Source organism: Dethiosulfovibrio peptidovorans (genome assembly GCA_002748665.1).
Classification (GTDB): domain Bacteria; phylum Synergistota; class Synergistia; order Synergistales; family Dethiosulfovibrionaceae; genus Dethiosulfovibrio; species Dethiosulfovibrio peptidovorans_A.
In genome coordinates this window covers 1-26,775 of the sequence record PDTB01000008.1, presented here as the reverse complement: position 1 = coordinate 26,775, position 26,775 = coordinate 1, and the positions used below count along the sequence as shown (strand labels likewise).

Here is a 26,775-nt window from a genome sequence, read left to right as displayed (position 1 = left end):
CAGGTAATGCGGGCAGAGTCGCCGGAAGCTCTGCGGGAAGTACCGAGCGAGCCGCAACCTGTACCCGGGCAACGGGAAGGGCCTCGTTCACAAGAGGAAGTCGATGCCCGGATTGCCGAGCTGGATAGGATGTATCGGGATGGACAGTGATATAATGCCCCTCAGTCTTTTATAGGCTGGGGGGCGTTTTTTTGTTGCGGAGAAGCGGTTGACGTAACTTGACCAAGCTCCAATAGGCATTAATTTGTACAACCAACCGTACAATATGGATAGTAGTTAAACCCTTCAGGCCCTTTGAATTCCTTGTTTTAAGGCTGTCAACATGGAGGACCTTAGCTCCACCATTTTTACATTTAACCTATTCTCTGAGGTTGACAATAATTAGCAAAACCCCGTCGTTGCTTGACGGGGTTTTTTGTATTGCTGGCAGGGGTAGATCGGCTAGTTTCATACAACGGTATGGGAGAGGTCAGCTAAACTGTGCGATGTAGCTGTACAATTTAGTCAAAACCAAGCTGAAAATGAAGTTATTTAGTGTAAATCGCTATGTTTTTCATGGGTCCTAGGTAAACCTCCCAGGGAAGTCGATACCCCAGAGAGTAATGAAGACACTTGATGTTGTTCAAGCGAAGATATTCGCAAAAGCTTGCGGGAAAGAGCCCGTCCATGCTGATTTTGATGCTCCTTTCTTTCAGTTGTGCGAGGAAAAGCCTTGCTAGTGAAGTAACGCCCCTGAGGAGAGGTCATCGACACAAATTGGGAGACGACAGCTACTCTGGTACATAGTGAGGTAGAAAAGTGCTTTGGGTACCCGATCTACTTGGTTGGAGACACAGGGCTTTTCTCATATCAACAGTGCGCGAGAAAAGGTGCGGCTTCGTTTCATAATCTTTTCGTCACGGTCAGCGGAGGCTAGATCACGGTTTTTCATCTTTCTATTGGACTCTCATCTGGTACTTTAAAAAAGTTTTTCGTTCTCAACGAATACCTTCCGAAGGTATTTTCTGTTCAGATCCTTGCCGATGACGACCATTCGTGATTCCTCGAAGGGATCGCATTGTTCGATGACGTAGCGGTCGTTGACGACGTCAAAGCGAGCCCATTCCCCTTCCACAGGAAAGTACCCTTTTGCTCTGTATATCTTACCGAAGGTCCCCCGTAAGAGAAACTGTAGCTTCACCAAAAATTCGTTCATGGTTTTGACAGAGAATCCTACATAGCTTGCCTGATCCAGATCGGGGTGCTCGTCGTTTTCGATGGTCTTTAAATGTCCCGGAATCCACGCTTTGTTGAGCAGTCCGTTCCACCATTCAAGGGGTTGGGTTGTATAGTGTGTCGTCGGGATATCCGAGTCATCGTTTATACCTCGCAGGGTTTGTATCGCACGTTCAATTGCATCTGATGAAGAGTCCTCGATTTTGGAGAGAAGAATCGTGCCTGCGTTTCGGATTTGATCCCTGTAGAGCTCGTCAAAGGTCGTGGTGTATTCGTCGAGACAGTGAATGTCTACGAGAGCGATGGGGTCCAGGATCTCTATTCGCTCATAGCTCACCTTGCCGATATTGTCCATGATCGCACCCAACGATCCGACTCCGGTTGGTTCGACGATGAGATACTCCGCGGAGAAGGAGTTGGAAATCGTCAGAATGGATGTGGCGAAATCGGCCTTCATCGAGCAACAGATGCACCCCTCCGTAAGTTCCCAGACGGAGAGGGGCGAGTCCTTTAGGAGTTCGCCATCAATATCTACGTCAGCATATTCGTTTTCCAGCACGACAAAGTTCTGTCGTGTTTGGTTAGCCATTTCTTTGATGAACGTTGTCTTTCCTGAGCCTAGAAAACCGGAGACAACGAGTACTTTCATGTGCATGCTCCTTTTCGTAAGAAAGTGGAGCGGCCGCTGTAGGCCACCCCACAATCTATATAAAAATCGATTCGATCAGAGCAGGACGACCGGTTTGATAAGATCCCTGGGCTTGTCCTTCATCAGGTATAGAGATTCTTCGATGTGTTCAAAACCGTTAAATGGATGGGTAATCAGGGGAGAGAGGTCCAGTTTACCGGTCGAAACCAGGCGGGCCAACTTCTGCATTCGAAGGCGTCCGCCAGGAGTAAGTCCGCCCTTGATTATCTTATGCCCCATACCTACCCCCCAGTCCGTACGGGGAATGTTGATCGTCTCACCTGAGCCCAGGTAATTGACGTTACCGATTTTGCCACCAGGCTTGAGTGCCTTGACCGCTTCTGCAAAGGTGTCAACCGTACCACCAGCGATGATGATCTTGTCCATGCCCACGCCGTTGGTAAGCTTCAATGCCTGTTCTGCCACGGGGCCGTCTTTATAATTAATAAACTCGGTGGCACCGTAGAATTTTGCGGCCTCTATGCAAGTGGGACGCGATCCGACGGCGTAGAGGTTGGCAGCACCTCTCATATTCGCTCCTGCGACAGCCATCAGACCAACCGGACCGATACCAATGACCATGACGTTGTCACCAAACTGAACGTCGGCCAACTCTACCCCATGGAAGCCTGTGGGAACCATGTCCGAGAGCATTGGGGCGACTTTGAGGTCGATGCTTTTGGGCAGATGGGCCAGGTTCCCGTCGGCGTCATTTACGTGAAAGAAATCACCGAACAACCCATCTTTAACGTTAGAATATTTCCATCCCTGGAGTATTCCATGGGAGTGCATAGAAAATCCAGCCTGAGCCTCAAGAGAATTCCAATCTGGAGTGATAGCGGGTATGATAACTTTATCTCCTGGCTTAAAATCCTTGACAAGCTCACCGACTTCCACGACCTCTCCTGTTCCTTCATGGCCGAGGATCATATTGTGTCGCTCACCAACGGCTCCCTCCCACACGGTGTGAATATCCGATGTGCATGGTGCCAGTGCTATGGGTCTACAGATAGCATCCATAGGACCGCATTGGGGCCGCTCTTTTTCAATCCAACCAACCTCACCAATCTTAAGCATAGCAAAACCCTTCATAATTTCTGCCTCCTTTATGGAATATGTTTTTGTTCCGATCCGAGATTTGTCTCATTTTCTTGTCGTACTCTATTTCAGAGGAATAGAAAAGAGTGCAAATCTAAAAAGTCGGACTTATATACATGATATGCCTGTATACAAAAATATACATACGTTTTATTACTTAGATTATAGTCAATATGCAATTCCCGCCTCTCGGGTTGTTTTTAAAAAATTAGTAAAAATAAATTTTTGACAACGAGAGGTCAGGGTGATGGATACCTCTAAAAACTCCTCTCTCCCAGCTTAGAGAACTACAATTCCTCATGTTCAAGACCTCGGAGGCAAGATCATATGAATTTTTCGGGAATAATTGACCTAAATACAGGTTAAAATCGCACCATCAAGGACAGAAAAACACCGAAAGACTGGCCTGAGTACAAGTGAACTCGAAAAAAAACTAAGGCTGAGTGGATGAAGAAAAGCGACACAAGAGCCTTCTGGCTTGAGAAAGGGGGCTACAGACCGAAGATCCAACGTACAGGACACAGAGCACCTCTTATCATCAGGTAGGAAAAGCAGGGAAATCGACGTTATTATAAATTAAAATATTGTGTGAAAAACGTATCTGAAGCTTAGATAGTATCGTCGCGAGATATTTGCCCAAAGGGCCAAGAAACGAATTTGCACCGCAGCTACAAAAGATGAGACATTCTTTACGTATCTCGTAGCTATACCGCACCGACGGATGTCTCGAGCCTTGCCTCCCTACGAACCCTCTCTGTCTGTCAGATGAGGGTCCAGTAGTTTCCAGACTCTATCCGAAATGTTGTGTCTTCTATGCGATGCTTACAATGGTAAACCCTTCCTGAGTCTCTATTCTCTGAAAAAATTTACCACAACATAAAATTCATCACGACACTGTCTAGATATTCCAGTCGTTTTTTGATATAGCACAAGTTTTTTACACCCTCTTGGAGGCACAATATAAAATATATTATGTGGACTAAACTAATTGGGGTGTAGGGAGAGGATAAGTATGGCTGGTTTGAAGAATCTTCCGACGGATGCTCCCCGTAATTTGGGGGCACTCATGGAGAGACGTACAGGACAAGTTTTGAGCATGGCTCTTTCTGATACTGAAGGGCTTGGGATGGCTTTGTTTTCCTTTCCGGCTGGAGAGATGGTGAGTGGGGAGAAGTATTTGGGGGATACTATGTATCTGGTTCTTCGGGGAGATGTGCGAATGCGCCGGAAAGACGCTGGCGATTCTCTGAAGGAGGGGGATGTATTGATGGTTCCCTCTGGAGTTCTTCACGAAATTGAGGCCCTCAATGATTGTGTTCTGCTCCATCTCACGGTCTCTTCATCGTAGTTTTGTATGGGAACGAAAGGGGATGTGTACTTTATGAACAAACTGATCAAAAACGTTGAGAAAGGAAGCCTCTTCATCTTGTCCGATCTCGTAGAGTACAGTCCGGGTAAGGTGGCTAGCTTGACAATGGCTCAGAAACCCGGAGTCAATCTCTCCGTGCTTGCTTTGGACAAAGGAGAGGGGTTGGCGACACATTCGGCTCCTGGAGATGCTTTGGCTTGCATCCTGGAAGGGGAGGCCCATATCACAATCGGCGATGAAATGGTGGTTGTCAGGGGGGGGCAATCCGTGGTTATGCCTGCTGGAGTACCCCATTCTCTGAAGGCTGCGACGGCCTTCAAGATGTTCCTGGTGTTGGTGAAAAAAACTGAGTAGATAGGAGCTTCAGAGTCACCGTAAACGAAACACCTTCTTTGGCTCAGGACGAAGAAGGTGTTTCGTTTTTTCTTCTTGTCTGTATTTGACAGACGTTATCTACTCAGAGATACCTATAGCGTGTTCGCTGTTACTGTCGTTTGATCGCTCCGACTGGATCGATCTTGGTGATATCATAGATATAAGATTGTATAGAGTTTTGTAGCGTGTAAGGAGGGGAAAAAATTGAAAAAAGCCTTTGTTATCGGCACGTGCGATACGAAGTTCGACGAGTTGAACTATGCTCGAAAATTGATCAATCGGGCCGGAATCGGAACGGTTCTTGTGGATGTAGGGAGTATGGGACATAGTCACCCGGTTGATATTACAAATTATGAGGTTGCTTCTTTCCACCCCGACGGAGCGAATTTTCTGGTTGATCCTACCGATCGGGGGGCGACCGTCTCGGCTATGGGAATCGCCTTGGAACGGTTTCTTCTGAGTCGTGATGACGTAGGAGGTGTGCTGGGAATGGGAGGAAGTGGCAACACTTCTCTGGTAACTCAGGGCATGAGGTGTCTTCCCATAGGTACTCCCAAGGTGATGGTCTCCACGATGGGGTCGGGCGATATTGCTCCTTACGTGGGGCCCAACGACATCTGCATGGTCTACTCTGTCACGGACATTGCTGGACTCAATTCGATTTCCAGAAAGGTTATAGGCAATGCTGCTCATGGACTGGCGGGTATGATGAACTGCGCCGTGCCCGAGGTTCTCGAAGAGAAACCGCTGTTAGGGCTGTCGATGTTCGGTGTCACTACTCCCTGTGTCGAGATGGTACGGGAGATACTGGGAGATGAATATGAATGCATGGTTTTCCACGCTACCGGAACCGGTGGTATGTCTCTCGAAAAATTGGTCGATTCGGGAATGGTGTCCTCGGTACTGGATGTCACGTTAACTGAAATATGTGACTATCTTATGGGAGGGGTTCTCTCTGCCGGTGAAGATCGTTTAGGGGCTTTCATACGAACCGGAATTCCCTATGTTGGCTCCGTTGGAGCCCAAGACATGGTTAATTTTGGCCCGATAGACACGGTCCCTGAGAAATACTCAGATCGTACCCTGTATGTTCACAATCCTCAAGTCACCTTGATGCGTACTACCGTCGACGAGAACGAAGCGATGGGAAGATGGATAGGAAATAAACTCAACCGTTTTACTGGCCCAGTTCGCTTTCTCTTACCCGAGAAAGGCGTTTCCATGATAGATGCCCCTGGCATGCCTTTCTACGATCCCGAGGCAGACGAGGCGCTTTTCTGCACCTTGGAAGAGACTTTTATACAGACGGACACGAAAAGAATCCTGAGATTGCCGTATCATATCAACGACAGGGAATTCGCCGAGGCCTTGGTGGCTAACTTTAGGGCAATATCTAAATAAATGTAAATAAAGGAGGGGCTTTCGTGAGACTTCTTAAAAAAAGAGAAGAGCTGATGCGCAACTTCCGCCGTATGATTGCCGAAGGTACGCCCATAATAGGAGGTGGTGCGGGAACGGGTATCTCGGCCAGATGGGAAGAGGCTGGAGGGATTGACCTCATCGTCATATATAACTCTGGAAGGTATCGCATGGCCGGACGGGGCTCCTTGGCGGGACTGATGGCTTATGGTAATGCCAACGATATCGTCAAGGAGATGGCATATGAGGTTATACCGGTGGTCCAAGGGACTCCAGTGTTGGCCGGGATCAATGGTACCGATCCATTTGTCATATGGGATCTCTTCTTCAGGGAACTGGAAGATCTTGGCTTCGTGGGAGTTCAGAATTTCCCGACAGTTGGGCTCATAGACGGTGTGTTCCGCCAGAACTTGGAGGAAACCGGTATGGGGTATGATCTGGAGGTCGAGGCCATCCGAAAGGCCTCTCAAGCGGGGTTCCTTACCACACCCTACGTGTTCAGTGCCCAGGATGCCACGGCGATGGCCGAGGCGGGGGCGGATATACTTGTCTGCCACATGGGATTGACTACCAAAGGGTCCATAGGTGCGAGGACGTCCAAGTCTTTGGAGAACTGCGTCGATCTGATCGATGATTGGGCTGCTGCGGCCAGAAAAGTTCGGGAAGATGTCGTTGTTCTCTGCCACGGAGGTCCTATTGCCATGCCCGATGATGCTCAGTATATTCTGGAGAGATGCACTGGTATCAACGGTTTCTACGGTGCCAGCAGCATGGAGCGTCTGCCTACCGAGATTGCTATAAAAGAGCAGATAGAGAAGTTCAAGAAGCTGACCTTCTGAGCTGTTCAGTTTTGTTTATGCGAAATACAGAGAAGCCCCTAGAAGTTGTTAGATTTCTAGAGGCTTCTTTGGTTTTTATTGCCTTTTGGGGAGGCATCGTAGGCGGCCAAGCTATCGCCATGACCGGTGTTTTCGGCGAATGGTGCCCGAGACCGGAATCGAACCGGTACGCCCTAGGGGCGAGGGATTTTAAGTCCCTTGTGTCTACCTATTCCACCACTCGGGCACACCTTTTGTGCGAACACCGTCATGGTACCATTGTCATGGTTTTCGGTCAAACTGAAGGACGTTGTTGGGTGTACTTCTGCGCTCATTCCGTGATCGTTTTGTGACACCGTATTGTAATAAAAGTTTTCAAAGAGTGCGTGTAGCCATAGCCACGTTTTGATTATGCGAGGGGGTACGGGGTTGTACGATCGTAGTTGACGGAGGCAATCTATATGTGTGCTTTGTTAGGGGCATGGATATTGTCGTATATATCGGAGTGCCTTTGAAAGGGCTGATGAGATATGAAGAGGATCGATGTTTTCAGGAAACGAAGACAACGAGGTATTGCTTTTGTCATCCTGTTCTTTATTTTGTTGGTGATCGTTGTGGCTTAAGGTACACCAAGGAGGCCATCCTGAATACGTTCTCTTCTCGGATGAAGGCGAAGATGGCTGCCACGAATCATTTGATAGAACGTCTTCTTGTCAGGGAGAAGGCCCTGTCTCAGGGGATGGCGAAGGCTGTGGAGGAGAATGTCGCCTATTAAAGAAGAGAGGGCGTCGAAGATATTCGACACCCCCTCTTCTTTTACTTTTGATTCCGTCGGCTGAGCCGGTAGGTCAGGATTGTGATGCTTATCCCGATGACCTTGGCCGTGGGAGATGGCCAGAGACTCATGATTCCTGCAGCGAGGAAAGTCAGCCGTTGCCATCCTGGAATGGGGGTTTGGGTATAGCCCAGCATAGCGAATCCCATGGCAAACAGAGAGCCGATGCCGCCTAATACGGCCATGCCATTGTGAAGCCAGTCTGCCGAGAGGAGGAAGCCCTCGTCATAACAGAAAGCGAAGGGCACAAAGAATGCCAGGATCCCCAATTTCATGGCTTGGAATCCCGTAGCGTTTGGTGATGAACCTGCGATAGAGCTGGCGGCATAGGCAGCTAAGGCTACCGGTGGGGTGATGTTGGATATAATGGCGAAATAGAACACGAACATATGGGCTGACAAGGGAGAGAAGCTCAGCTTTGCCAAGGCTGGTACTCCCAGAGCGGCTCCCAGAATGTAGGCGCTGGTTGTAGGCAAGCCCATCCCCAGGATCAAAGCCACCAGGGCGATCATGATCAGGGCTAGAAAGGGGATGTCTTTGGCCATGGAGAAGACGAGCCCGACGAACTTGAAGCCGATGCCTGTCAAAGCGACCGAACCGACGACCAGACCGGCAGCGGCGCAGGCGATACAGACGATAGGGATGTTTTTTGAGCCGGTGTAGATGGCATCTAGGATAGCTTTGGGCCCCATCCTGTGTGTTGGATCCGGCAGGGAGACAAGCCAAGCTGCCCCGATGCCGATGACCGCTGCGAGCATGGGAGTATAGCCCGATAGAAGCAGGACGATGAGGACTACGATGGGAACCATCATGTACAGTTTTTTTATGACGGTCTTTTTCTTCGGCAGGTCCTCGGAATTCAGACCTTGCAGACCGTTCTTCAAAGCTCCCAGATGAACCATGAGGAGTACCGCCGCATAGTAGAGAAGGGCGGGAAGAACAGCGGCGATCATGACGTAGCGAAATTGAACTCCCAGGAAAGATGCCATGATGAAAGCTCCAGCCCCCATGATGGGGGGCATGATCTGTCCCCCAGTACTGGCGACCGCCTCGACTGCAGCGGCGAAAAACGGAGGATAGCCGATACGCTTCATCAGGGGAATGGTGAAGGTACCCGTTCCGTAGACGTTGGCCACAGCGGCCCCTGATATGGAACCGAAAAGAGCTGAGCTTACGACAGCTATCTTGGCCGGTCCTCCGGGTGACGTGCCGGTGAAGGCCTGAGCGAAGTCCATAAAATAGGCTCCCACGCCGCTTTTTTCCAGAAAACCGCCAAAGATCAGAAAGATCATGACAAAGGTAGCCGACACCCCCAGGGGAATAGAGAAGATCCCCTCGTCGGTCAGGTATATTTGCTCCATCACCTCAGGGAAAGAGAAGGAGAGGCCTTTCATGATCCCTGGCATATAGTTTCCTAGATACATATAGGCGGTGAAGAACGCGGCGATGAGGGCTAAAGGAAGTCCTACCACCCGACGGGTGGCTTCCAGAAGGCAAAGCGTCAGGATTGATGCGAGTATAAGTTGGACGGTCGTTACCGGGTCCACTTGAATCATTCTGTAAGCGATATCGTCGTAGTTGATCATGATATACAGGCCGGGCAAGATGGAAACAAGGACAATAGCCCAGTCGTACCAAGGGATGGATGCGCTCTTTTCAGTTTTCTTCGAGGCTGGATAGAGGATAAAGGCCAGAGGCAGGACCCAGGTCAGGTGTAGAGCTCGCTGCAAATATGCTTCGAAAGTTCCGAACAGGGCAGTGTACAGGTGAAAAAAACCCATGGCCAGAACGTACACGTACAGCCCTTTGGCGGTAAGTCCGCAGGGTTTTCTCATGGGGCATCGACTCTCCTCAAAATAAAAAATGCGGGAGACGACGGGCGTCACCCGCATTACGTGGTTTTCGTCTCTTATGTAGACCTACTTGGCGCTGGCCCAGAAGCGAGCCGCTCCGGCCTGGCAGGGGACTGCTGTGGGGACGGCCTCCTTGGGGGTGAGTTCGTTCATGTCTTTCACGCCCTTGGCCAATGCCTCTTTGTTTTCCCAGATGACTTTGGCGAGATTGTAAGCCGTCTCGTCGGGGAGGTCCTTCCTGACGACGATGCAGGTGTAGTCACCTATGGTGGGGACCGGTTGGGTTACAGATTTGTAGACATCGGGTTCGACGGTGAACGTCACCGTTCCAAAAGCCTCGGTCATAGCCGTTCGGGCTTTCTCGTCCACAGGAAGGATGACCACGTCGGTCTGGCTCTCGATCTTCATGACGATCGAGGCGACCCGTCCCACGGAGAAGGCGAAACAATCGATGTGGTTGTCTGCCAAAAGGTTGGCACCGTCAGAGTACGAGGCAAACTCCACCTTGCCACCCCAGCTGTCGATCGACTTCCGGTAATTGATGCCATACCCTTTTGCGAAGATGTTGCGGATGACGAACTCCGAGGACGTTCCGGGTTTCAGAGTTGCAAACCGGATGGGGAGCTTTTTGTCTATGATATCTCCCACCGAGGCGATGCCGTTCTTCTCGGCGAAGTCCTTACGGACGATAAAGTAGGTGTACTGACGATAGAGGTTGGCGAGAACAGCCACGTTGGAGAGAGGCTTTTTGAAAGGCGGCTCTCCGCCCTTCAGTGCGGCTCCGACCAGAGATGTCACGGAGAAGCCCAGATCGCCTTTTCCTCGGTCGGCGTTTACGACGTTGGAGACCCCGCCGCCGGTACCACTGGTGGTGGGCAGTCCGTTCTTTGTCCAGGTATCCGCTAGCGAGCCGCCCAGTGCAAACCAGTTACCGCCGGGAGGTCCGGCCATGAAACGGAGCTGATTTCCGTCATCAGCGAATGCCGTACCCAGCACGAAAGCTGTTGAAGCGAGAGCCAAAAACAGCAATGCAAATTTCTTTTTCACCATATTTCCCTCCTTGATCGTTCCCACAACGAACACCACAGAGACGCTCGCTCCCTCAAAACTCTTGACTTACAACACATTCTTACTATAGCTCAGTTTAGAGAACTCTGTCAATTAAAATACCCTCTTGGAGTTCTCCTGTTGTATAATTTACGGGCATGTTTGGAGGTGTCCTATGGTCACGATCTACGGAGGGACGGCCCCAGCACCGGAGTTGCCTGATCGAACCGTCGACGGAAAGCTTTATCGGTATTGTTGGGGTGGTCGTGTATCGGTGCTGCTGTTTTTTAACGGAGCAAGGGATGATGACCTCTCTCTGGTCGATGGGCTCATGAGATTAAGGGCAGAGGATCAAGATGCCATCGATCTCGTGGGTGTGCATTGTCCTCGTTTTCCCGCAGAGCGGGAACCTCGTCGTCTTCTGGCCGCTCTCGACAGGGCTGGAATCGATTTTCCGATCTACGCTGACTCAAACAAATTTCTGCGAAAGGCCTTTTTGATCAAACATTGGCCAGCCACCGTCGTCATTGACCCAATGGGGGCTTTGGCTTGGGCTCGGGAAGGACTCGTCCCCCTCGAGCTTCTTCGCCCTGTTCTTCAGGTGATGGCCCGAACAGCCCGATCCATCGGCGACCTTCGACAGGGAGCTCAGCCATCCTGGAGATGGAGCGATTGGCCTTTTTTGCCGCTTCGAATCGCTGTACAGAAAGATCTCTTGGCGATTCTGGACGGTCGGGAGAACCGCCTCCTCTTGGCACGATTCAGGGCGGATGGGCTCTCGGCATCAATCCTGTTATCCGTTCCTTTGGGAGATCAGTCGGAACGACCTGCTCCGGCTACGGGGCTCTGCCTCCATGGTGAGCGAATCTATATCTCCCATCGTCGTTCTCGAAAGATTCGGTGTTTCAACTTTCGGGGGCAGGAGTGTGCCGTCTATCAACAAGAAGATCGGCTCTTTCCGAAGCTCATTGGCGGGCGATCTTTTGGCGCACCCAAGGACGCAGCTCGGCTTGATGGGGTCTTGTACGTGGCGTCCTCCGATTCCAGGCAGATATGGATTCAGTCCATATCCGGTGGAGGAGCGTGGCCTTTCACGGGATCGGGGCAGGAGGGAATGGACGATGGCAGCCCGGACAGAGCGTCATTGGGACAAGTGGAGTCCATAGTCTCGGATGGTCATGTCTTGTTCTTCAGCGACAGCCTCTCAAGCTCGATTCGGTGGGTCAACCCGGCCAACGGATTGGTCCAGACCTTGATCGGAGAGGGGCCATCCCTGTATGGAAATCGGGACGGATCTGCTTCTCAAGCCCTTCTTCAACGGCCCGAGGGGTTGTGCGCTCATGAAGGACTTCTCTACATAGCCGATAGCTATAACGATCGGATTCGAACCTTGAATCTAACCGATATGACGGTCTCTACAATCTATGGTGCCCGGCGGTGGCAGCGTCTTTTTTCCCCCTCGGACGTTGCGGTTCGGGGAGAACGGGTCTACGTCGCGGACTTGGGACACGGTCATATCGTCTCGTTTGATGGGCGTCGGGGAGAGCCCGAAACTCTGGAGCTTGTTGGGCTGTCCTGACGGAGGAGAGAAAGGAGCATAACCGTATGGCTGGTAACGATGGAGCCCTTCTGAAAAGGGACCAGATAGAGGAATCATATCGGTGGGATCTGTCCACTATTTTTCATACCGCCGAAGACTGGGAGGCCGCTTGGAAAACGCTGCAAGCGTCCATCCCCGACTTGGAGGCCTATCGAGGTCGGTTGAACGTCGATGGAAGAACCCTTTTCACCTGTCTTGGGTACCTCGACACAGTTGAGGTACTCTTAGGAAAAGTCTTTGTCTACGCTACCATGACGAGTCACGAGGACATGAGAAACCAGGATGCTCAGGCTATGGCCGATAAGGCAATGGCCTTAAACGTGCGGGTCTCAGAAGCCCTGTCTTTTTTGGTGCCCGAGATCTTGGAGATCGATGAGGACCGCCTGTGGAGATTCGTAAAGGACGAACCACGCCTTGAGACGTATCGGCTGTACCTGGAACGGATCGTTCGGCAAAAACCTCACGTGCTGAGTGCTCGGGAAGAAGGCTTGCTGGCCGGGATGGGCGAGATTGTCCAGGCTCCTGAACACATGTTCTCCATGCTCACCGATGGCGATATGGTCTTCCCGTCCATCGACGATGAAGCAGGGCAAACGGTGGAGCTCTCTGAAGAGCGCTACTACCGGTGTATTCGTTCTCGAAACCGGACGGTTCGCCGAGATGCCTTTTTAGGCATTCACGGAACGTATGAGGGGTTTAAAAATACTTTGGCTGCGTCGTTGTCGGCCAGCGTCAAGGGAGACGCCTATCTGGCCCGGGTTCACTCCTACGGCTCCAGCCGTGAGGCCGCACTGGAGCCCAGGGAAATTCCCTTGTCTATCTACGACAACCTGCTCTCCACCGTTGAAGCTCGCCTGCCGGTTCTTCACGAATATGTGGCCCTCAGAAAGAGGGCTCTTGGCCTGGATGAGCTTCACATGTACGACCTCTACGTTCCTTTGGTGGACGATCCTGATACGGATATCTCCTGGGAGAGCGCCAAGTCGATGGTCCTGCGGGGGCTGGAGCCTCTGGGAGAGGAGTATGGGGCATTGCTCCGCCGGGGCATGGACGAGCGGTGGATCGACGTCTATGAGAACCAGGGAAAACGAAAGGGGGCCTATTCTTGGGGGAGCTACGGCACAAACCCCTTCGTGCTCCTCAACTACAACGGGACGATCCGAGATGTCTTCACCTTGGCCCACGAGCTCGGGCATTCGTTGCATTCGTGGCACTCCCATCGCGCCCAACCACCGGTCTACGGTGACTATACCATCTTCGTGGCCGAGGTGGCCTCTACCACCAACGAGGTTTTGCTTCTGGAGCACCTGCTCAAGGAGAGCCCCGAGGCTCGTCCCTTCCTGTTGAACTATTGCCTGGAACAGGTGAGGACAACCGTCTTTCGTCAAACCATGTTTGCCAGGTTCGAGCTGGAAACCCACCGAATGGTCGAGGAGGGGACACCCCTCACGCCAGAGGGGCTTTGTGCTCTGTGGTCTAAGCTCAACAAGGAGTACTATGGCTCCGAAATTACTGTCGATAAGGAAATCGGTATCGAATGGGCCAGAATCCCCCATTTTTATTCGGCGTTTTACGTGTACCAGTACGCCACGGGATATTCGGCTGCCACCGCCCTTGCCGAGGGCATCCTTCGTGAGGGAGAGCCCGCACGGGCACGGTATCTGGACTTTTTATCCGGCGGCTCGTCCCGCTCACCGATCGAGCTTCTTCGAGGGGCAGGCGTGGACATGGCTCAGAAGGAGCCTGTCGAGGCCACGCTGGATCTGTTTAAAGAAAAACTTGATGAGCTGGCAACTCTGATCTGAGTTCGCTCAGTTACCCCTGTCCGGGGTAGTAGGGGCGTCCCGCTGCTTTTGGAGCCCTGGATGACTTGGAGAAGAGAACCAACGCCACCAGGGTCACCAGATATGGGAAACTTTTCAGAAGCAATGGAGGGGCAACGGCCAGCTCGGGGATGACCTGTGAGACGTTGGCGATGGTGGTGGCGAAGCCGAAGAAGAAGGTAGCTCCCAAGATACCCAGGGGTTTCCATTGACCGAAGATGAGGGCCGCCAGAGCGAGGAATCCCAGGCCCGCAACGGTACCGTTGAACTCTCCTGCGTAGGTGACGAGGATGATCCCACCTCCCAGTCCAGAGAGGGCCCCAGATGTGATGACGGCAAGATACCGCATCCTGTACACGTTGATGCCTGCCGATGCAGCAGCTGAAGGGTGTTCGCCGCATGCCCGAAGATGGAGCCCGAAGGACGTGCGATACAGGAGAAACCACGAAACCGCCAGAATGAGAAGCACGACCCAGGTGGTCCAGTAGGTTTGACTGAAGAGAAGGGGGCCGATGCCGGGGATTTCAGAGAGTCCTGGGATATCACGGCGAATGATGCCGCTTTGGATTCGGATGTTGCCGCTGCCGGTCATGGTTCGAGCTAGGTAAACGGTCAGGGCCGAGGCCATCAAGTTGATGGCTGTTCCGCTGATGATCTGGTCGGCGTTAAGGTTGATAGAGGCGAAGGCATGAAGCAGGGAAAACGCCGCCCCCGAAACGACCGCAGCCAGAAGCCCCAGTGGGATTGCCCAGTTCGGGGAGGTCTGTTCAAGACCTCGAACGACGATGGCCGAGGCGAAAAAACCGATGACCATGAGGCCCTCCAGGCCGATGTTGACCACGCCGCTTCTTTCGCTGAACAGGCCGCCGAGGGACGTGATGAGAAGCGGCATGGTCAGCGCCATGGCGTAGGGGAATATCTGGGTGATGATGGGCCAGAACTCCATGGTTATGCTCCTTCCTCGACGGGGTGGCCGTCGTCTCGTGTGGCCCGAGCCTTTGTGCGTCGGAAATATCCCCAGACCCGACTGAAAAGAACGCTGGTGGCCGTGAAGTAGATAACCGTGGCGATGATGGTGTCCGAAATCTCTGGAGGTATGTCGGTCATCGCATTCATAAAACCCTTGCCCGAGTGGAGAATTCCGAAGAACAGAGATGAGCCCAGAACACCCCAGGGTTCGGTTGCTCCTAAAAGGGCCACAGCGATGCCGTCGAATCCCTGGGAGGGGAGGACGCCGATCTGCATGTTCGAGGCGTAGCCCGTGTAGAAGGCGGTTCCGGCCAGACCAGCCAGTCCGCCTGCGATGGCCATGGACAGCATCATGTTTCGTTCCACCCGAATGCCTGCATATTGCGCGGCGTCGCGGTTGTATCCCACGGCTTTGAGCTCGTATCCGAGGGTCGTTTTTTTGAGGACGACGTGGATGACGATCACAGCGAGAAGGGCGATGAATATTCCCAGATTGATGAAGGAGCCGTCAAACATTGCTGTGAGCCAGGGTGTCTTGAGAGAAGCTGTTTCGGGAATGATCTGAGATTCGGTCTCCAGGTACGAGCCTTTGAAGCACGCCGGGACGGTGTAGTAGACCACCCAGTAGGCGATCCAGTTCATCATGATGGTGGCGACCACCTCGTGGACGTTGAACCTGGCCTTGATAAATCCCGGAACTGCTCCCCAGAGAGCTCCCCCGGCGAAGCCCGAGAAGATCGTCATCGTAAGAAGCAACGGTCTTGGAATTGAGACGGTGAGGGCCACGGCGGTTGCACATAAACCACCTATGAGCATCTGTCCCGCCGCACCGATGTTGAAGAGCCCCGTCTTGAAGGCGAAGGCTACGGATAGCCCCGTGAGCGCGAGTGCGACTGCCGTTGCCAGGGTGTTGCCCAGACGCTCAACGTTCATGAGCGCGCCCTTGAAGAGAAAGAAATATCCCTCCATCGGGTCGCTTCCTATGGCGGCCATCAGCAAGGCCCCTGCCAGCAGGCCAAGGGCGATGGCCGACAGGGAGATGAGCAGAGAGCTTCCTTTGTTCCTCATGAGGCATCTCTCCTTTCGATACCCGCCATCATGAGACCAACCTGCGCCTCGTCCACCTCGTCGATTGACGCCGTCCCCACCACCTGACCGGCTCCGAAAACCACCAGACGGTCTGAGAGATTGAAGAGTTCGTCCAGCTCAAGGGACACCAGAAGAACAGCCTTACCCCTGTCCCGTTGTTCCACAAGGCGGCGATGAATGTATTCGATCGCTCCGACATCCAGCCCCCTCGTGGGTTGAACGGCGAGGAGAAGCTCGGGGTTTCCGTCCATCTCCCGTCCGACGATCGCCTTTTGCTGGTTTCCCCCCGAGAGTCCGAAGGCAGCGGAATCGACGCCCTGTCCTGCTCGAACGTCGAAAAGCTCCATGATCCGTTCCCCGTGTGAACGAATCTCGTCGAAGTTCAGAAAACCTCTGGACGAGAAGGGGGGACGGTAGTAGTCCTTGAGAACGAGGTTTTCACCTACGGAGAACTGGAGAACAAGCCCATGCTTATGTCGATCCTCGGGAATATGAGCGATGCCCAGCTCGTTTCTCTGCCGACGCGGCATGGACGAGATGGATTTTCCCTTCAGAAGGATGTCGCCCGACGTCACTGAACGGAGGCCGGTGATGGCCTCGACAAGCTCGGTTTGGCCGTTACCGTCCACCCCTGCGATCCCAACGATCTCTCCGGATCGAACCTGGAGCGAGACGTTCGTCAGTGCCTTGGTTTTTCGGTCGCCTATGACGGTCAGGTTTCTGACGTCCAAGACCACATCGCCGGGAATGGCCGGGGCTTTGTCCACCTTAAAAACGACCTCCCGACCCACCATCATGGAGGCCATCTCCTCCTGAGTGGTGTTCGCCACGTCGACCGTACCCACATATCGTCCGCGCCGGATGACGGTACAACGATGAGCAACAGCCTTGATTTCTCGAAGCTTATGAGTGATTAGAATTATAGACTTTCCCTCACCAATGAGTCTCGCCATGATCTCCATGAGCTCGTCGATCTCCTGAGGAGTGAGTACCGCCGTAGGTTCGTCGAAGATAAGCACGTCCGCGTCGCGATAGAGCATCTTCAGAATTTCAACCCGTTGTTGCATCCCCACGGAGATGTCCTCAATTTTTGCGTTTCCGTCGATGTTCAGACCGTATCTCTCGGACAGGGCCTCTATTTTTTTGGTCGCCTCCGATCGGTTCAGGATGATGGAGCCTTCGTTGCCCAGGATGATGTTCTCCGTGACCGTGAAGGTCTGAACAAGTTTAAAATGCTGGTGGACCATGCCGATCCCCAGATTGTTGGCTATGTTTGGATTGGTAATCCGGACCTCCTTTCCCTTGATTCGGATGATTCCCTCGTCTGGGTGATGGAGGCCGAAGAGCACTCCCATAAGGGTGGACTTTCCGGCTCCATTTTCCCCAAGCAGTGCGTGGATCTCTCCCGGACGGACCTGAAGGGTGATGTCGTCGTTTGCCACCACGCCGGGAAACTCTTTTCGGATGTGCTTCATCTCGACCACGTATTCCATATCGCATCTCCTCCCTGGTCTACACGTGATCTTTTTCCACGGACGGGTTGTCCTTGTACGAGCTGTCCCCGGGGTCGCCGTCCTTTTTTGACGTTCGGCGACATTTGACCAGGGAATTTTGAAGTACGTCGTAAGCCATGCTATGATTTTATACGATACCAATAGGTTTGTGGTTTATATAGATCATGGAGAATCCTGATTCTTTCTAGGGAATGAGAGGTGGGGCCATGCGTATGCCTGAGATCATTCGGGCGAAACAGATGGGGGGTGAGCTTTCTCGCAAGGAGATCGACTTTTTCGTGGAGGAATACACCCGGAGTCGAATAGGTGACGATCAGGCGGCAGCCCTGTGCATGGCCATATGGTTTCAGGGGATGAATGCTCGCGAAACTGGTGATCTCACCCTGGCTATGGTGAATTCGGGTGATTCTGTTGACCTCTCGGCCATACCGGGAATCAAAGTGGACAAACACAGCTCCGGGGGTGTGGCCGATACGACGACCATCGCCGTGGCTCCGTTGGTGGCAGCGTGCGGAGGAGTGGTCGCCAAGATGTCCGGGCGAGGGCTGGGGCACAGCGGAGGAACTTTGGACAAGCTGGAGTCCATCCCGGGGTATAAGGTCTATCAGGAGATGGACGACTTCTTTCGGATTGTGGACGCCTGCGGGGCCTCGGTTATCGGGCAGACGGCGTCTCTGGCCCCTGCGGACAAGAAACTGTATGCCCTTCGGGACGTTACCTCCACAGTGGACTCTATGCCTCTCATTGCATCCAGTATCATGAGTAAGAAGCTGGCGGCCGGAAGCGACCGGATTCTTCTGGACGTCAAGTGGGGGAGTGGGGCTTTTATGCCTGATGTGACCAGTGCGAAGCAGCTGGCCCGTATCATGGTGGAGATCGGGTATCATGGGGGTAAACCCACGAAAGCTTTGGTGACCGACATGAATCAGCCTTTGGGGAACGCCGTGGGCAACGCCCTTGAGATTATGGAAGCCGTTGAGATCCTGCGAGACGAGAACCACGGCGATCTTCGAAACCTCGTTGTGCTTCTGGCGACGGAGATGCTGGTTATGGGAGAGGTCTTTGGGGATAGCCCAACCGCCGAAAAGGCTGTGTTGCGGGCTTTAAAAGATGGCCGGGCTCTGGAGAAATTTCAGGAGATGATCGAACTCCACGGTGGCGATCCTCGGGTATGTGGTGATTTTTCGCGTCTTCCCAAAGCTCGTCGGATCGTTCCCGTGCCGGCCCGGCGGTCAGGATATGTCTGTGCTATGGATACCGCGGCGCTGGGAACCGCATCGGTCCTCCTGGGGGCTGGACGGGAACGAAAGGAAGACGCAATCGACCCGGCGGTCGGTTTTTGGATGAAAGTCCGTCTCGGTGATTTTGTAGAGAGGGGAGATGCTTTGGCTGAATTCCACGTCAATGACAGAATCAACGAGGAAGCCGCCGAGAGGCTTTTCGTGAACGGGATCATCTTAGGAGATCAGAGGCCGGATCTTGGATCTCTCGTTGCAGCGGTGATACAGAGGTAAGACGGCAGTGTGAGTTGGCTGATTGACGTGAAGGAGTTGATAGACGTGAAACGAACGACTGTGGCTGTTCTTACGGGTGCGTTGTTGGTTTTCATGGTTTGGGGGACGGTGGGCTATGCTGCCTCCCTGAAGGTAGGCATGGTCACCGATGCTGGGACGATAGACGACAAATCCTTCAACCAGGGGACATGGGAAGGTGTTCTTCGGGCTCAGAAAGAACTGGGGGTTAAGGTAAAGTACCTCAAGCCCGGTGGCACCACCGAGGCGGACTATCTCAAGGAGATAAGTAACCTGTATGATGCCGGATATCGGTGCATTGTCACTCCGGGGTTCAAATTCGAGACCAGTATCTATAAGGCCCAGGCCAAGTATCCCAAGGCCAAATTTGTTCTCCTGGACGGTCAGCCCCACAAGGGTGACTATGCTCCCGATGTGAAGAAAAACACCGTGGCTATCCTCTTTGCGGAGCATGAAGCGGGCTTCATGGCTGGTGTCGCAGCTGCCCTTCAGATCAAAAAAGGCGATGTGGGCTTTATCGGTGGTATGGAGATCCCCGCAGTTCAGAGGTTCAACTGGGGATTTCAGCAGGGCGTCGCTTATTCCAACGAAACGTATGGGACGACCGTGAACATGAACCCAGATAACTTCGTGTATCAGGGAACTTTTTCCGACGTGGCGGCAGGGCAACAGCTTGCGGCCTCCATGTTTGATCGGGATGTGAACGTTGTCTTCGCCGCTGCCGGCGGTGTGGGCGTTGGGGTTATCAACGAGGCTAAATCTCGAGCTCGTGGCGGGGAGCCGGCCTGGGTTGTGGGGGTCGACGTGGATCAATACCCCGACGGAATCTACGATGGTACCCACTCCATCATTCTGACCTCGGCAACCAAGAAAATCGCCAACGCCACCTTTGACATGGTGAAGGCAGATCTTGAGGGGAGCTTCCCCGGCGGTCAGACCATGATCTTCAACGCCTCCAACGACGGCGTTGGCCTCCCTGCAGAAAACCCGAATCTCAGGGAAGACGTGCAAAAAAAGATGGACCAGATCTTTGCCAAGATCAAGTCCGGCGAGATAAAGGTCTCTAAAGAGCGGGGGGATTTGTTCCGGTAACTCTTCTAAAACTAAAGGACGATGGGGATAAAAAACGCTGGGCTCTCGCTGTAGGTCGAGAGCCCTGTGTTTTTTGCTGCGTTTGTTAGTGCCTCAAAGCTGCCCTGTAGCGCTCAGGATACCCTGGGCGATCAGAGCCGAAGCGATATAGGTGCCAATGAAAACGACGATGGACACCACCACGATGCGCCATCCCGCTTTTTTGAGCAGGTCCAGGTCCTTACCCACGGCCAGACCGGCGTAAGCCAGGATGGGAGTAGTGAGCGACAGGAAGTGAACCTTCTTGACCCAGGCGCTCAGAGTTGCTGCTCCGGGAAAATCGGGGTAGGTCATGATGCATCCGATGAGGACGATCCAGGCCACACTTGGGATGTTCCCCGGAATTATCTTGCCCAGCAGTACCCCTACCATGCACAGCAGGACGAGAAAGGCCATCCCGGGCAAGGATTCGACGATGCCGTTATGAAACCCGACCAGGTTGCCGATCAGGCTCATAACCGCCACGATGAGAAGAACGACGGCGACCTCGAAGAACTTCATCGGGTTTCCCCCTTTCGTACTGGGCGCTCAGGTACAGTACCGTATTTTACCTTGTAGACGGTTCGGTACAACCATTCGGACATGGGCAGAGCCAGCCAAAGAGACATGTACAGGCCGTCCAGTCCCGAGAGCATGTTACTGGCGGCACCCAGAGCCTGAAGCTCGCCGGCCATGTTGGGGAACATGGCGGAGAGAGAGCCCACCGAGGCTGTCATCATGCTGGCACTGCCGACGCCGGACGCCATAGCGAGAGCCTTGGGGCTCAGGGGCAGGTAGGCAGCTGCAGTGGTCGCCATAAGGCCGTAAAAAATGGTCCCGAAAACGGTTCCGCAGATGTAGACGCCCATGACGCCTCGGCCCTCCGGTCCATCCAGGCCGTACACATCGCTGATAAGGGCGACGTTGGGTTCCCGGGCAACCGAGTGGGCTGCTCCGATAGCCTCTCGCTTCAGGCCGAGGAACACCGCCAGGGGGATCCCCAGAAGCACCGTTCCGAGGTTACCGAGCTCCTGGAGGAGCAGGGCAGGACCTGACTTGATGATGGCTGGCAGATTAGGGCCAACAAGAGTGCCGTAGCGAGCCATAAGAAGCATGAGAGTGACTCCGACAAGGCTTCCTGCGTTCACCATGTCCTTTTGATTGAGTACCTTCACAAACTTGGGACCCAGGAGAGATCCCAGAACGAGGGCATACAGCATGGGAAGCAAAACCAGCTTTCCTGGTCCCACCTTGAAAGCGTGGATTCCGATAAGTTCGCTGACAACGACTAAAACGAGAACGATAGCGTGGATCTTGATATTTTTGATACCGTCTTTCACGAAAGAACTCCTCCTTTTCTCTATTAGTATAGAAGCAGATTTCCGTTATCCCTGACCTTTGCGAAATTATGAAAAATATCCCTCCAGGATCTCCAGGTATCGCTTTTTTGTCATAAGGGGGACATATCGATGCAGCAGTTCTCCTCCCTTCTGTGCCCCGTCTGCCAGGAGATCGATAACGGTCATGGCCATGGCTTTAGCTGGAACGAGCACAGCGGCTTCGTAATCCAGAACAGTGAACTCTTTAGAGTGCAGCGCCCCCTGGACACCGCCTGTGTAGGGATGAATAGCCGGCATGAGGTGGCAAATATCTCCCATGTCGGTGGAGGCGTTGAAGTGCCCCACTCGGTGGACGTGAGAGGATGAGAGGAGAGCTTCGGCGTTTGTACCGAAAAGGTCGTTCATCTCGGGGTTGCAGGCCAGGGGAAGATAACCTGGAATGGTGTGAATCTCGGTCGACGCTCCCACCGCGTCTCCACCGGCCCGAAAGGCCCGGTCGAACTTGGCGTGGGTTCCGTTGATGCTGTCCAGAGTTTTGCCTCGAACGTAGGCTTCCATTCGAACGTCTGCCGGGATGGAGTTTACAGTATCGCCGCCCTTGGTGATGATGAAGTGGACTCGAACGTGGTCGTCGTCTATAAAAGTCTCTCTCATGGCGTGAATGCCGTTAATCCCCAAGATCGCGGCGTTCAGGGCGTTCACACCTTCGTGGGGAGCGGCTGCTGCGTGGGTGGCTTTGCCGATGTATTGAATGGTCTTGGCGATGAACCCGTTGCCCGTCTCGCCGATCCCTACTGAGGACTCGGGCATGTCAGTGCCGGCGTGGACCATCATCGCCATATCAATATCGTCGAAAGCCCCAAGTCGAACGAGTTCCTGTTTTCCTCCGAGGAAACCGATCTCTCCTCGTGATCTCATGTCGTTTCGCTCGCCGATCTCGATGAACTCCTCGGCAGGGACAGCAAAGAAAGTGATACGACCGGCCAGATGTTCAGAAACGCCCGAGGCGGCAAAGCCGGCAGCGGCGGCAATGAGGGCACCAAGTTGAAGGTGATGTCCGCAAGTGTGGGTAGCTCCTGTCTCCGGATCCGCTTTGGGACTATTCGAGCAGATGATGCCGTCCAGCTCGCCCAGGATGGCCGCAGTCGGTCCTGGTGTTCCACAGGACAGGGTTGCCTTGACCCCGGTTCGGGCGAGATGAGTTTGAGGTGCCAGTCCGAGGGACGTGAGGAAGTCCTGAATCTTCTGTGAGGTTTTAAACTCTTTAAAACCCAACTCAGGTTCTCGTTCCACGTCCCGTGCCAGGTTTATCGCTCGTTCGCCGTATTCGTCGATGGCCTGACAGACCTGTCGTTTGATGGTATCTTTATCCATAGACAGTTCGCCGTCCTTTCAGTCAATGTTTTCGTAGGGATCGGGTATGTTGCTTGAATTCAGCATTCATACTATACCATGTAAAAACAGGGAGGTTCACGTGTCAAATTTTATCGGAATAATGTGTGCCGGTGCATTTGGAGCGCTTTCCCGATATGCCGTATCGGGCTGGATTCAGGAACGGTTCGGCGGAGCCTTTCCCTGGGGGACGATGACGGTCAACGTCTTGGGTTGCTTCATCTTCGGCTTTATCTGGACCTTGGCTAACGAACGCTATCTTCTGCCGAACTCGGTGAGCTTTATCGTCTTGACGGGATTTGCAGGAGCTTTCACAACATTTTCCACCATGACTTTTGAGATCTTCAGTCTTGCCTCGACCTCTGCGGTCGCTTGGGCTGTAGGGTATCTCTTGGGGAGCCAAATCCTGGGAATGGGAGCTGTCTGGATCGGAACGGTTGTGGCTCGAATGCTCTAAGCAAAGGAGGTCGATGGATACCATGTACAAAAAAGAAAGGGAACGGCTTCGGATCTACATTGGGGAAGGAGATCGTCGGAACGGCCATCCACTCTACAGGGTGATCCTGGAGGAAGCGTCTCGCTTAAATATAGCCGGTGTCAGCGTTTTTAAAGGATTATCGGGGTTTGGCGCGAACTCTCAAATCCATTTTGCCGAGATTTTGCGCCTGTCCGAGAACCTTCCCATTCTGATCGAGGTTGTGGATGAGTCGGAAAAGTTGGATGGCTTGCTCGTTTTTCTGGAGAACGTGATGGACGGTGGTATGATCCTGCGAGATCCGGTCAACGTGGTGTGGCCTTGAGCATCGGGTTGAATGGTACGGCATCTCTATCTAAAAAGTGAGAATAGGATGAAATCCTTTGAAGCAGCGAAGCCTCTTTGCGGAAGAAATCGCCCACGATGACCTTGAAAAGGTGGAGCGATACACGTATACGTATGAACGAAACGGACAAACAGGGAAATAGACATTGTTCCAAAATCCGAAGCTGTGTCGAAAACGTATTTAGAGTTCAAACTGTGGCAGTAAGTTGCATGTATCGTAAAGAGGCTCATACACTCGTGCATATATAAAATTCGCAGAGACTTACAGAAGGTCAACAAACTTTTTTTGATGATGTCTCCGGCTCACTTTTTTGTTATACTTTTCAATGGAATTAGTGTTCATGGGTAATCGTAGGGGGGGCCTTGCGTGCCCGTGTATAAAGGCGAAAGGTGGGGGTCGTCATGTTTTTCAACGCAGCGATTGCGCTGGCAAAATCCGATCAGGAGCTTTCGGCTATCCTTCGCGAGGAAGCGTGTCGCCAGGAGCACCAGATCGAGCTCATTGCATCGGAAAATTTCGTGTCTCCAGAGGTCTTGGCTACAATGGCGTCCGTTCTGACCAACAAGTACGCTGAGGGCTATCCCAACAAGCGGTATTACGGCGGATGTGAGGTTGTGGACAAGGCCGAGGATCTGGCCATTGAGCGAGCCAAAAAGCTCTTCGGATGCGATCATGTCAACGTTCAGCCCCATGCGGGGAGCCAGGCAAATATGGGCGTGTATTTCTCGGTCCTCAATCCTGGAGATACCATCCTGGCCATGAACCTGAGTCACGGCGGGCACCTGACCCACGGTTCACCGGTCAACTTCTCGGGGAAGCTGTATAACGTCATCCCCTACGGCGTTCGAAAGGATACCGAGACTATCGACTTCGACGAGGTCCATCGCCTGGCTAAGGAACACAAACCTAAGATGATCGTCTGTGGTGCGAGTGCCTATCCCAGAGAGATTGACGCCGAGCTTTTCAGGAAAATCGCCGACGAAGTTGGAGCGTATCTCATGTTCGACATTGCCCATATCGCTGGTTTGGTGGCGACCGGGTACCATAAAAACCCCGTTCCCTTCTGCGATTTCGTCACCACTACGACCCATAAAACTCTTCGGGGGCCTCGAGGCGGTATGATCATGTGCACCGCAGAGATGGCTAAAAAAGTCGATTCGGCCATATTTCCGGGCATGCAGGGTGGGCCTTTAATGCACATTATCGCAGCCAAGGCCGCGGCCTTTGGAGAGGCTCTTCGTCCCGATTTCAAGGAATATCAGAGACGTGTCGTGGAGAACGCCTCGGCATTGGCCGAGGCGCTTATGAAGCGTGATTTCCACCTGGTCTCGGGGGGCACGGATAATCATCTTATGTTGCTCAACCTGACGAATAAGGGGGTCACAGGCAAGGCTGCTCAGCAGGCGCTGGACGAGGCAGGGCTCACCGTCAACAAGAACACCGTTCCCTTTGAGACTCTCAGTCCCTTTGTGACCAGTGGCGTCCGAATAGGGACACCGGCCGTGACCACCCGAGGCTTTGGTCGGGACGAGATGGTCAGGATTGCCGATTGGATCCAGCGTGTTGTTTCCGACGTAGAGAACGGATCGGTTCTGAAAGCGGTCCGCTCTGAGGTCTTGGAGCTCTGTAGAGCGAAGCCTCTTCACGCCGAACTTTGCAGCTTTTAGCTCTCTCAATACCGTAAAAGCAGAGCCTACAAGGCTCTGCTTTTTTCTCTCGAGCCCCTCGATAAAAAGTCATGAGTTATAGCTCCTCCTGTATTTTTTAAACATGCTATACTGATAACATAGATAAAATCGCTTTTGGGATTAATCTTTAAGTAGGAAATTGAGGTGTAAAAATGACAAAACTCAGACTTCGAGGGAAAATGTTGGCATTGCTTTTGGGGGCCTTGGTGATCATTCAGGGGAGTATCGTTGCCTATACGGCTTTGACGGTGAGAACCAACGCCATTGATCAGGCAACCAAATTGGTTCTGGCCTCTTCGAGGGAAGAAGCCGAAGTACTCTCTAAAACGATGACCCGTATCGTTGTAACGGCTCAAAATGTGGCGGCGGCTCTGGAAAAATGTAATCGAACCGCTCCCGAGGCCCGAAAAGATGTCCTGAACATGGTTCGTGAGGCTCTGGTTCAAACTCCTGGAACCCTTGCGATATGGTTTGTCTTCGAGCCTAACGCTTTTGACGGCAAAGATGCTGAATTTGCCGGACTCGATGGCTTTCAAGAGACTGGTCGTTTTGAGGGGAATTTCATTCGTAACGGTGATTCTATCCTCCGAACCTATGACAACACCGAGGAGGCCATCAACGATGGTGATTGGTATACCGGTACTTTTAGCACTGGCAGACCCCACTTGGCCGAGCCCTATGCGTATTCCTATATCGACGGGGGTGAGGAATACTTTATGACCAGTGTATCCATCCCCATCAAGAGGAGTGGGGAAACCATCGGTGTGGTCGGCATGGATATCGACTTGGAAATGTTCGCCAAGGAAGTCGCCGGTATCTCAGTGACGGAACATGACTACAGTTGCTTGTTCTCCAACGAAGGCTGTTTGCTTGCTCATCCCAACGAGGCTTTTATAGGCAAGTCTTTGAAAGAGATCGGGGGGGGCAAGATAAAGAACCTGGACAAAGTCTTGAACCTTATTGCCGAGGGAGGAAAGGCGATTCATGTTGAGTACTCTCTGGAGCTGGAAGAAGATGCCCTCAAAGCTCAGATCCCCGTCTCGTTAGGTACTGGTCTTGCCCCTTGGGGCTTGGCTGTTGTCGTCCCCCTGTCAGACGTGACGGCAGCTCCCAACAGGTTGATTCGTAATCTGATCCTGACCTCCCTCCTTGGGCTGGTTCTTCTGGGGCTCGTGATCTT

Annotated in this window: 23 protein-coding genes and 1 tRNA gene; 13 read left to right on the top strand and 11 right to left on the bottom strand. The window is 52.9% G+C overall.

Annotation, left to right across the window (positions count from 1 at the left end; genetic code table 11):
- Positions 1 to 958 precede the first annotated feature (958 nt).
- A complete protein-coding gene (locus CSA35_00835; GenBank protein ID PIE55473.1) occupies positions 959 to 1,870 on the bottom strand; it encodes a cobalamin biosynthesis protein CobW in 912 nt (303 codons plus the stop codon).
- A gap of 69 nt (positions 1,871 to 1,939) precedes the next feature.
- Positions 1,940 to 2,995, bottom strand: coding sequence for an NAD(P)-dependent alcohol dehydrogenase (locus tag CSA35_00830; protein ID PIE55472.1), 1,056 nt, complete (start codon positions 2,993 to 2,995; stop codon positions 1,940 to 1,942).
- Positions 2,996 to 4,013: 1,018 nt separating this feature from the next.
- Here CSA35_00830 and CSA35_00825 point away from each other — a divergent pair.
- The 4 genes from CSA35_00825 to CSA35_00810 all read left to right on the top strand — a co-directional run bounded on the left by CSA35_00825 (position 4,014) and on the right by CSA35_00810 (position 7,003).
- Positions 4,014 to 4,349 carry a cupin gene (locus CSA35_00825; protein PIE55471.1) on the top strand — a complete coding sequence of 112 codons (336 nt, stop codon included), beginning with the start codon at positions 4,014 to 4,016 and terminating at the stop codon, positions 4,347 to 4,349.
- A 33-nt stretch (positions 4,350 to 4,382) separates the two neighbouring features.
- A complete protein-coding gene (locus CSA35_00820; protein ID PIE55470.1) occupies positions 4,383 to 4,724 on the top strand; it encodes a cupin in 342 nt (113 codons plus the stop codon).
- 225 nt (positions 4,725 to 4,949) lie between these two features.
- Positions 4,950 to 6,146, top strand: coding sequence for a hypothetical protein (locus CSA35_00815; GenBank protein ID PIE55469.1), 1,197 nt, complete (start codon positions 4,950 to 4,952; stop codon positions 6,144 to 6,146).
- Between the two features lie 53 nt (positions 6,147 to 6,199).
- Complete coding sequence (locus CSA35_00810; protein ID PIE55478.1) at positions 6,200 to 7,003, top strand: hypothetical protein; 804 nt, start codon at positions 6,200 to 6,202, stop codon at positions 7,001 to 7,003.
- 140 nt (positions 7,004 to 7,143) lie between these two features.
- Here the strand turns inward: CSA35_00810 and CSA35_00805 are convergent.
- Positions 7,144 to 7,229, bottom strand: a tRNA-Leu gene (locus tag CSA35_00805).
- Between the two features lie 216 nt (positions 7,230 to 7,445).
- Between CSA35_00805 and CSA35_00800 the strand changes: the two genes are divergently transcribed.
- On the top strand, positions 7,446 to 7,757 hold the full coding sequence (locus CSA35_00800; GenBank protein PIE55468.1) for a hypothetical protein: 312 nt from the start codon (positions 7,446 to 7,448) through the stop codon (positions 7,755 to 7,757).
- A 41-nt stretch (positions 7,758 to 7,798) separates the two neighbouring features.
- Here the strand turns inward: CSA35_00800 and CSA35_00795 are convergent, their stop codons facing one another.
- Both CSA35_00795 and CSA35_00790 read right to left on the bottom strand, forming a co-directional pair.
- Positions 7,799 to 9,652, bottom strand: a complete 1,854-nt coding sequence (locus tag CSA35_00795) for a C4-dicarboxylate ABC transporter permease (GenBank protein ID PIE55467.1) — start codon at positions 9,650 to 9,652, stop codon at positions 7,799 to 7,801.
- 84 nt (positions 9,653 to 9,736) lie between these two features.
- The gene (locus tag CSA35_00790) at positions 9,737 to 10,720 is read right to left on the bottom strand and encodes a C4-dicarboxylate ABC transporter substrate-binding protein (GenBank protein PIE55477.1); all 984 of its coding nucleotides are present in this window, start codon (positions 10,718 to 10,720) and stop codon (positions 9,737 to 9,739) included.
- Between the two features lie 172 nt (positions 10,721 to 10,892).
- Here CSA35_00790 and CSA35_00785 point away from each other — a divergent pair, with 172 nt between their 5' ends.
- Together CSA35_00785 and pepF are read left to right on the top strand one after the other, a co-directional pair.
- Positions 10,893 to 12,296, top strand: a complete 1,404-nt coding sequence (locus CSA35_00785) for a hypothetical protein (protein ID PIE55466.1) — start codon at positions 10,893 to 10,895, stop codon at positions 12,294 to 12,296.
- A 26-nt stretch (positions 12,297 to 12,322) separates the two neighbouring features.
- The gene (pepF, locus tag CSA35_00780; GenBank protein ID PIE55465.1) at positions 12,323 to 14,122 is read left to right on the top strand and encodes an oligoendopeptidase F; all 1,800 of its coding nucleotides are present in this window, start codon (positions 12,323 to 12,325) and stop codon (positions 14,120 to 14,122) included.
- 10 nt (positions 14,123 to 14,132) lie between these two features.
- Here the strand turns inward: pepF and CSA35_00775 are convergent, their stop codons facing one another.
- From CSA35_00775 to CSA35_00765, 3 genes are read right to left on the bottom strand one after another with little or no spacing between them, the layout of a single operon-like run.
- Positions 14,133 to 15,086 carry a sugar ABC transporter permease gene (locus tag CSA35_00775; protein PIE55464.1) on the bottom strand — a complete coding sequence of 318 codons (954 nt, stop codon included), beginning with the start codon at positions 15,084 to 15,086 and terminating at the stop codon, positions 14,133 to 14,135.
- A 2-nt stretch (positions 15,087 to 15,088) separates the two neighbouring features.
- Positions 15,089 to 16,177, bottom strand: a complete 1,089-nt coding sequence (locus CSA35_00770) for a sugar ABC transporter permease (protein ID PIE55463.1) — start codon at positions 16,175 to 16,177, stop codon at positions 15,089 to 15,091.
- Positions 16,174 to 17,691, bottom strand: a complete 1,518-nt coding sequence (locus CSA35_00765; GenBank protein ID PIE55462.1) for a heme ABC transporter ATP-binding protein — start codon at positions 17,689 to 17,691, stop codon at positions 16,174 to 16,176. The genes CSA35_00770 and CSA35_00765 overlap by 4 nt, the downstream gene beginning before the upstream one ends.
- 227 nt (positions 17,692 to 17,918) lie before the next feature.
- Between CSA35_00765 and CSA35_00760 the strand changes: the two genes are divergently transcribed.
- The gene (locus CSA35_00760; GenBank protein PIE55461.1) at positions 17,919 to 19,226 is read left to right on the top strand and encodes a thymidine phosphorylase; all 1,308 of its coding nucleotides are present in this window, start codon (positions 17,919 to 17,921) and stop codon (positions 19,224 to 19,226) included.
- A gap of 93 nt (positions 19,227 to 19,319) precedes the next feature.
- Entirely contained in the window at positions 19,320 to 20,336 is a 1,017-nt protein-coding gene (locus CSA35_00755) for a BMP family ABC transporter substrate-binding protein (GenBank protein PIE55476.1), read from the top strand.
- Between the two features lie 93 nt (positions 20,337 to 20,429).
- Here the strand turns inward: CSA35_00755 and CSA35_00750 are convergent, their stop codons facing one another.
- From CSA35_00750 to CSA35_00740, 3 genes are all read right to left on the bottom strand, one after another.
- Positions 20,430 to 20,876, bottom strand: coding sequence for a DUF340 domain-containing protein (locus CSA35_00750; protein ID PIE55460.1), 447 nt, complete (start codon positions 20,874 to 20,876; stop codon positions 20,430 to 20,432).
- Positions 20,873 to 21,682: a hypothetical protein gene (locus CSA35_00745; GenBank protein ID PIE55475.1), complete on the bottom strand. Its 810-nt coding sequence runs from the start codon at positions 21,680 to 21,682 to the stop codon at positions 20,873 to 20,875. Before CSA35_00745 ends, CSA35_00750 begins: the two co-directional genes overlap by 4 nt.
- A gap of 78 nt (positions 21,683 to 21,760) precedes the next feature.
- Positions 21,761 to 23,068 (bottom strand): amidohydrolase, encoded by a 1,308-nt coding sequence (locus tag CSA35_00740; protein PIE55459.1) that lies wholly within the window; start codon positions 23,066 to 23,068, stop codon positions 21,761 to 21,763.
- 121 nt (positions 23,069 to 23,189) lie between these two features.
- On the opposite strand from CSA35_00740, the gene crcB reads away from it, so the two are divergent.
- The 4 genes from crcB to CSA35_00720 all read left to right on the top strand — a co-directional run.
- On the top strand, positions 23,190 to 23,543 hold the full coding sequence (gene crcB, locus CSA35_00735; GenBank protein PIE55458.1) for a fluoride efflux transporter CrcB: 354 nt from the start codon (positions 23,190 to 23,192) through the stop codon (positions 23,541 to 23,543).
- Between the two features lie 22 nt (positions 23,544 to 23,565).
- Positions 23,566 to 23,886, top strand: a complete 321-nt coding sequence (locus CSA35_00730) for a hypothetical protein (protein PIE55474.1) — start codon at positions 23,566 to 23,568, stop codon at positions 23,884 to 23,886.
- Between the two features lie 422 nt (positions 23,887 to 24,308).
- Complete coding sequence (locus CSA35_00725; GenBank protein ID PIE55457.1) at positions 24,309 to 25,574, top strand: serine hydroxymethyltransferase; 1,266 nt, start codon at positions 24,309 to 24,311, stop codon at positions 25,572 to 25,574.
- Positions 25,575 to 25,747: 173 nt separating this feature from the next.
- The coding region (locus CSA35_00720; GenBank protein PIE55456.1) for a hypothetical protein at positions 25,748 to 26,775 on the top strand (1,028 nt) is incomplete at its 3' end.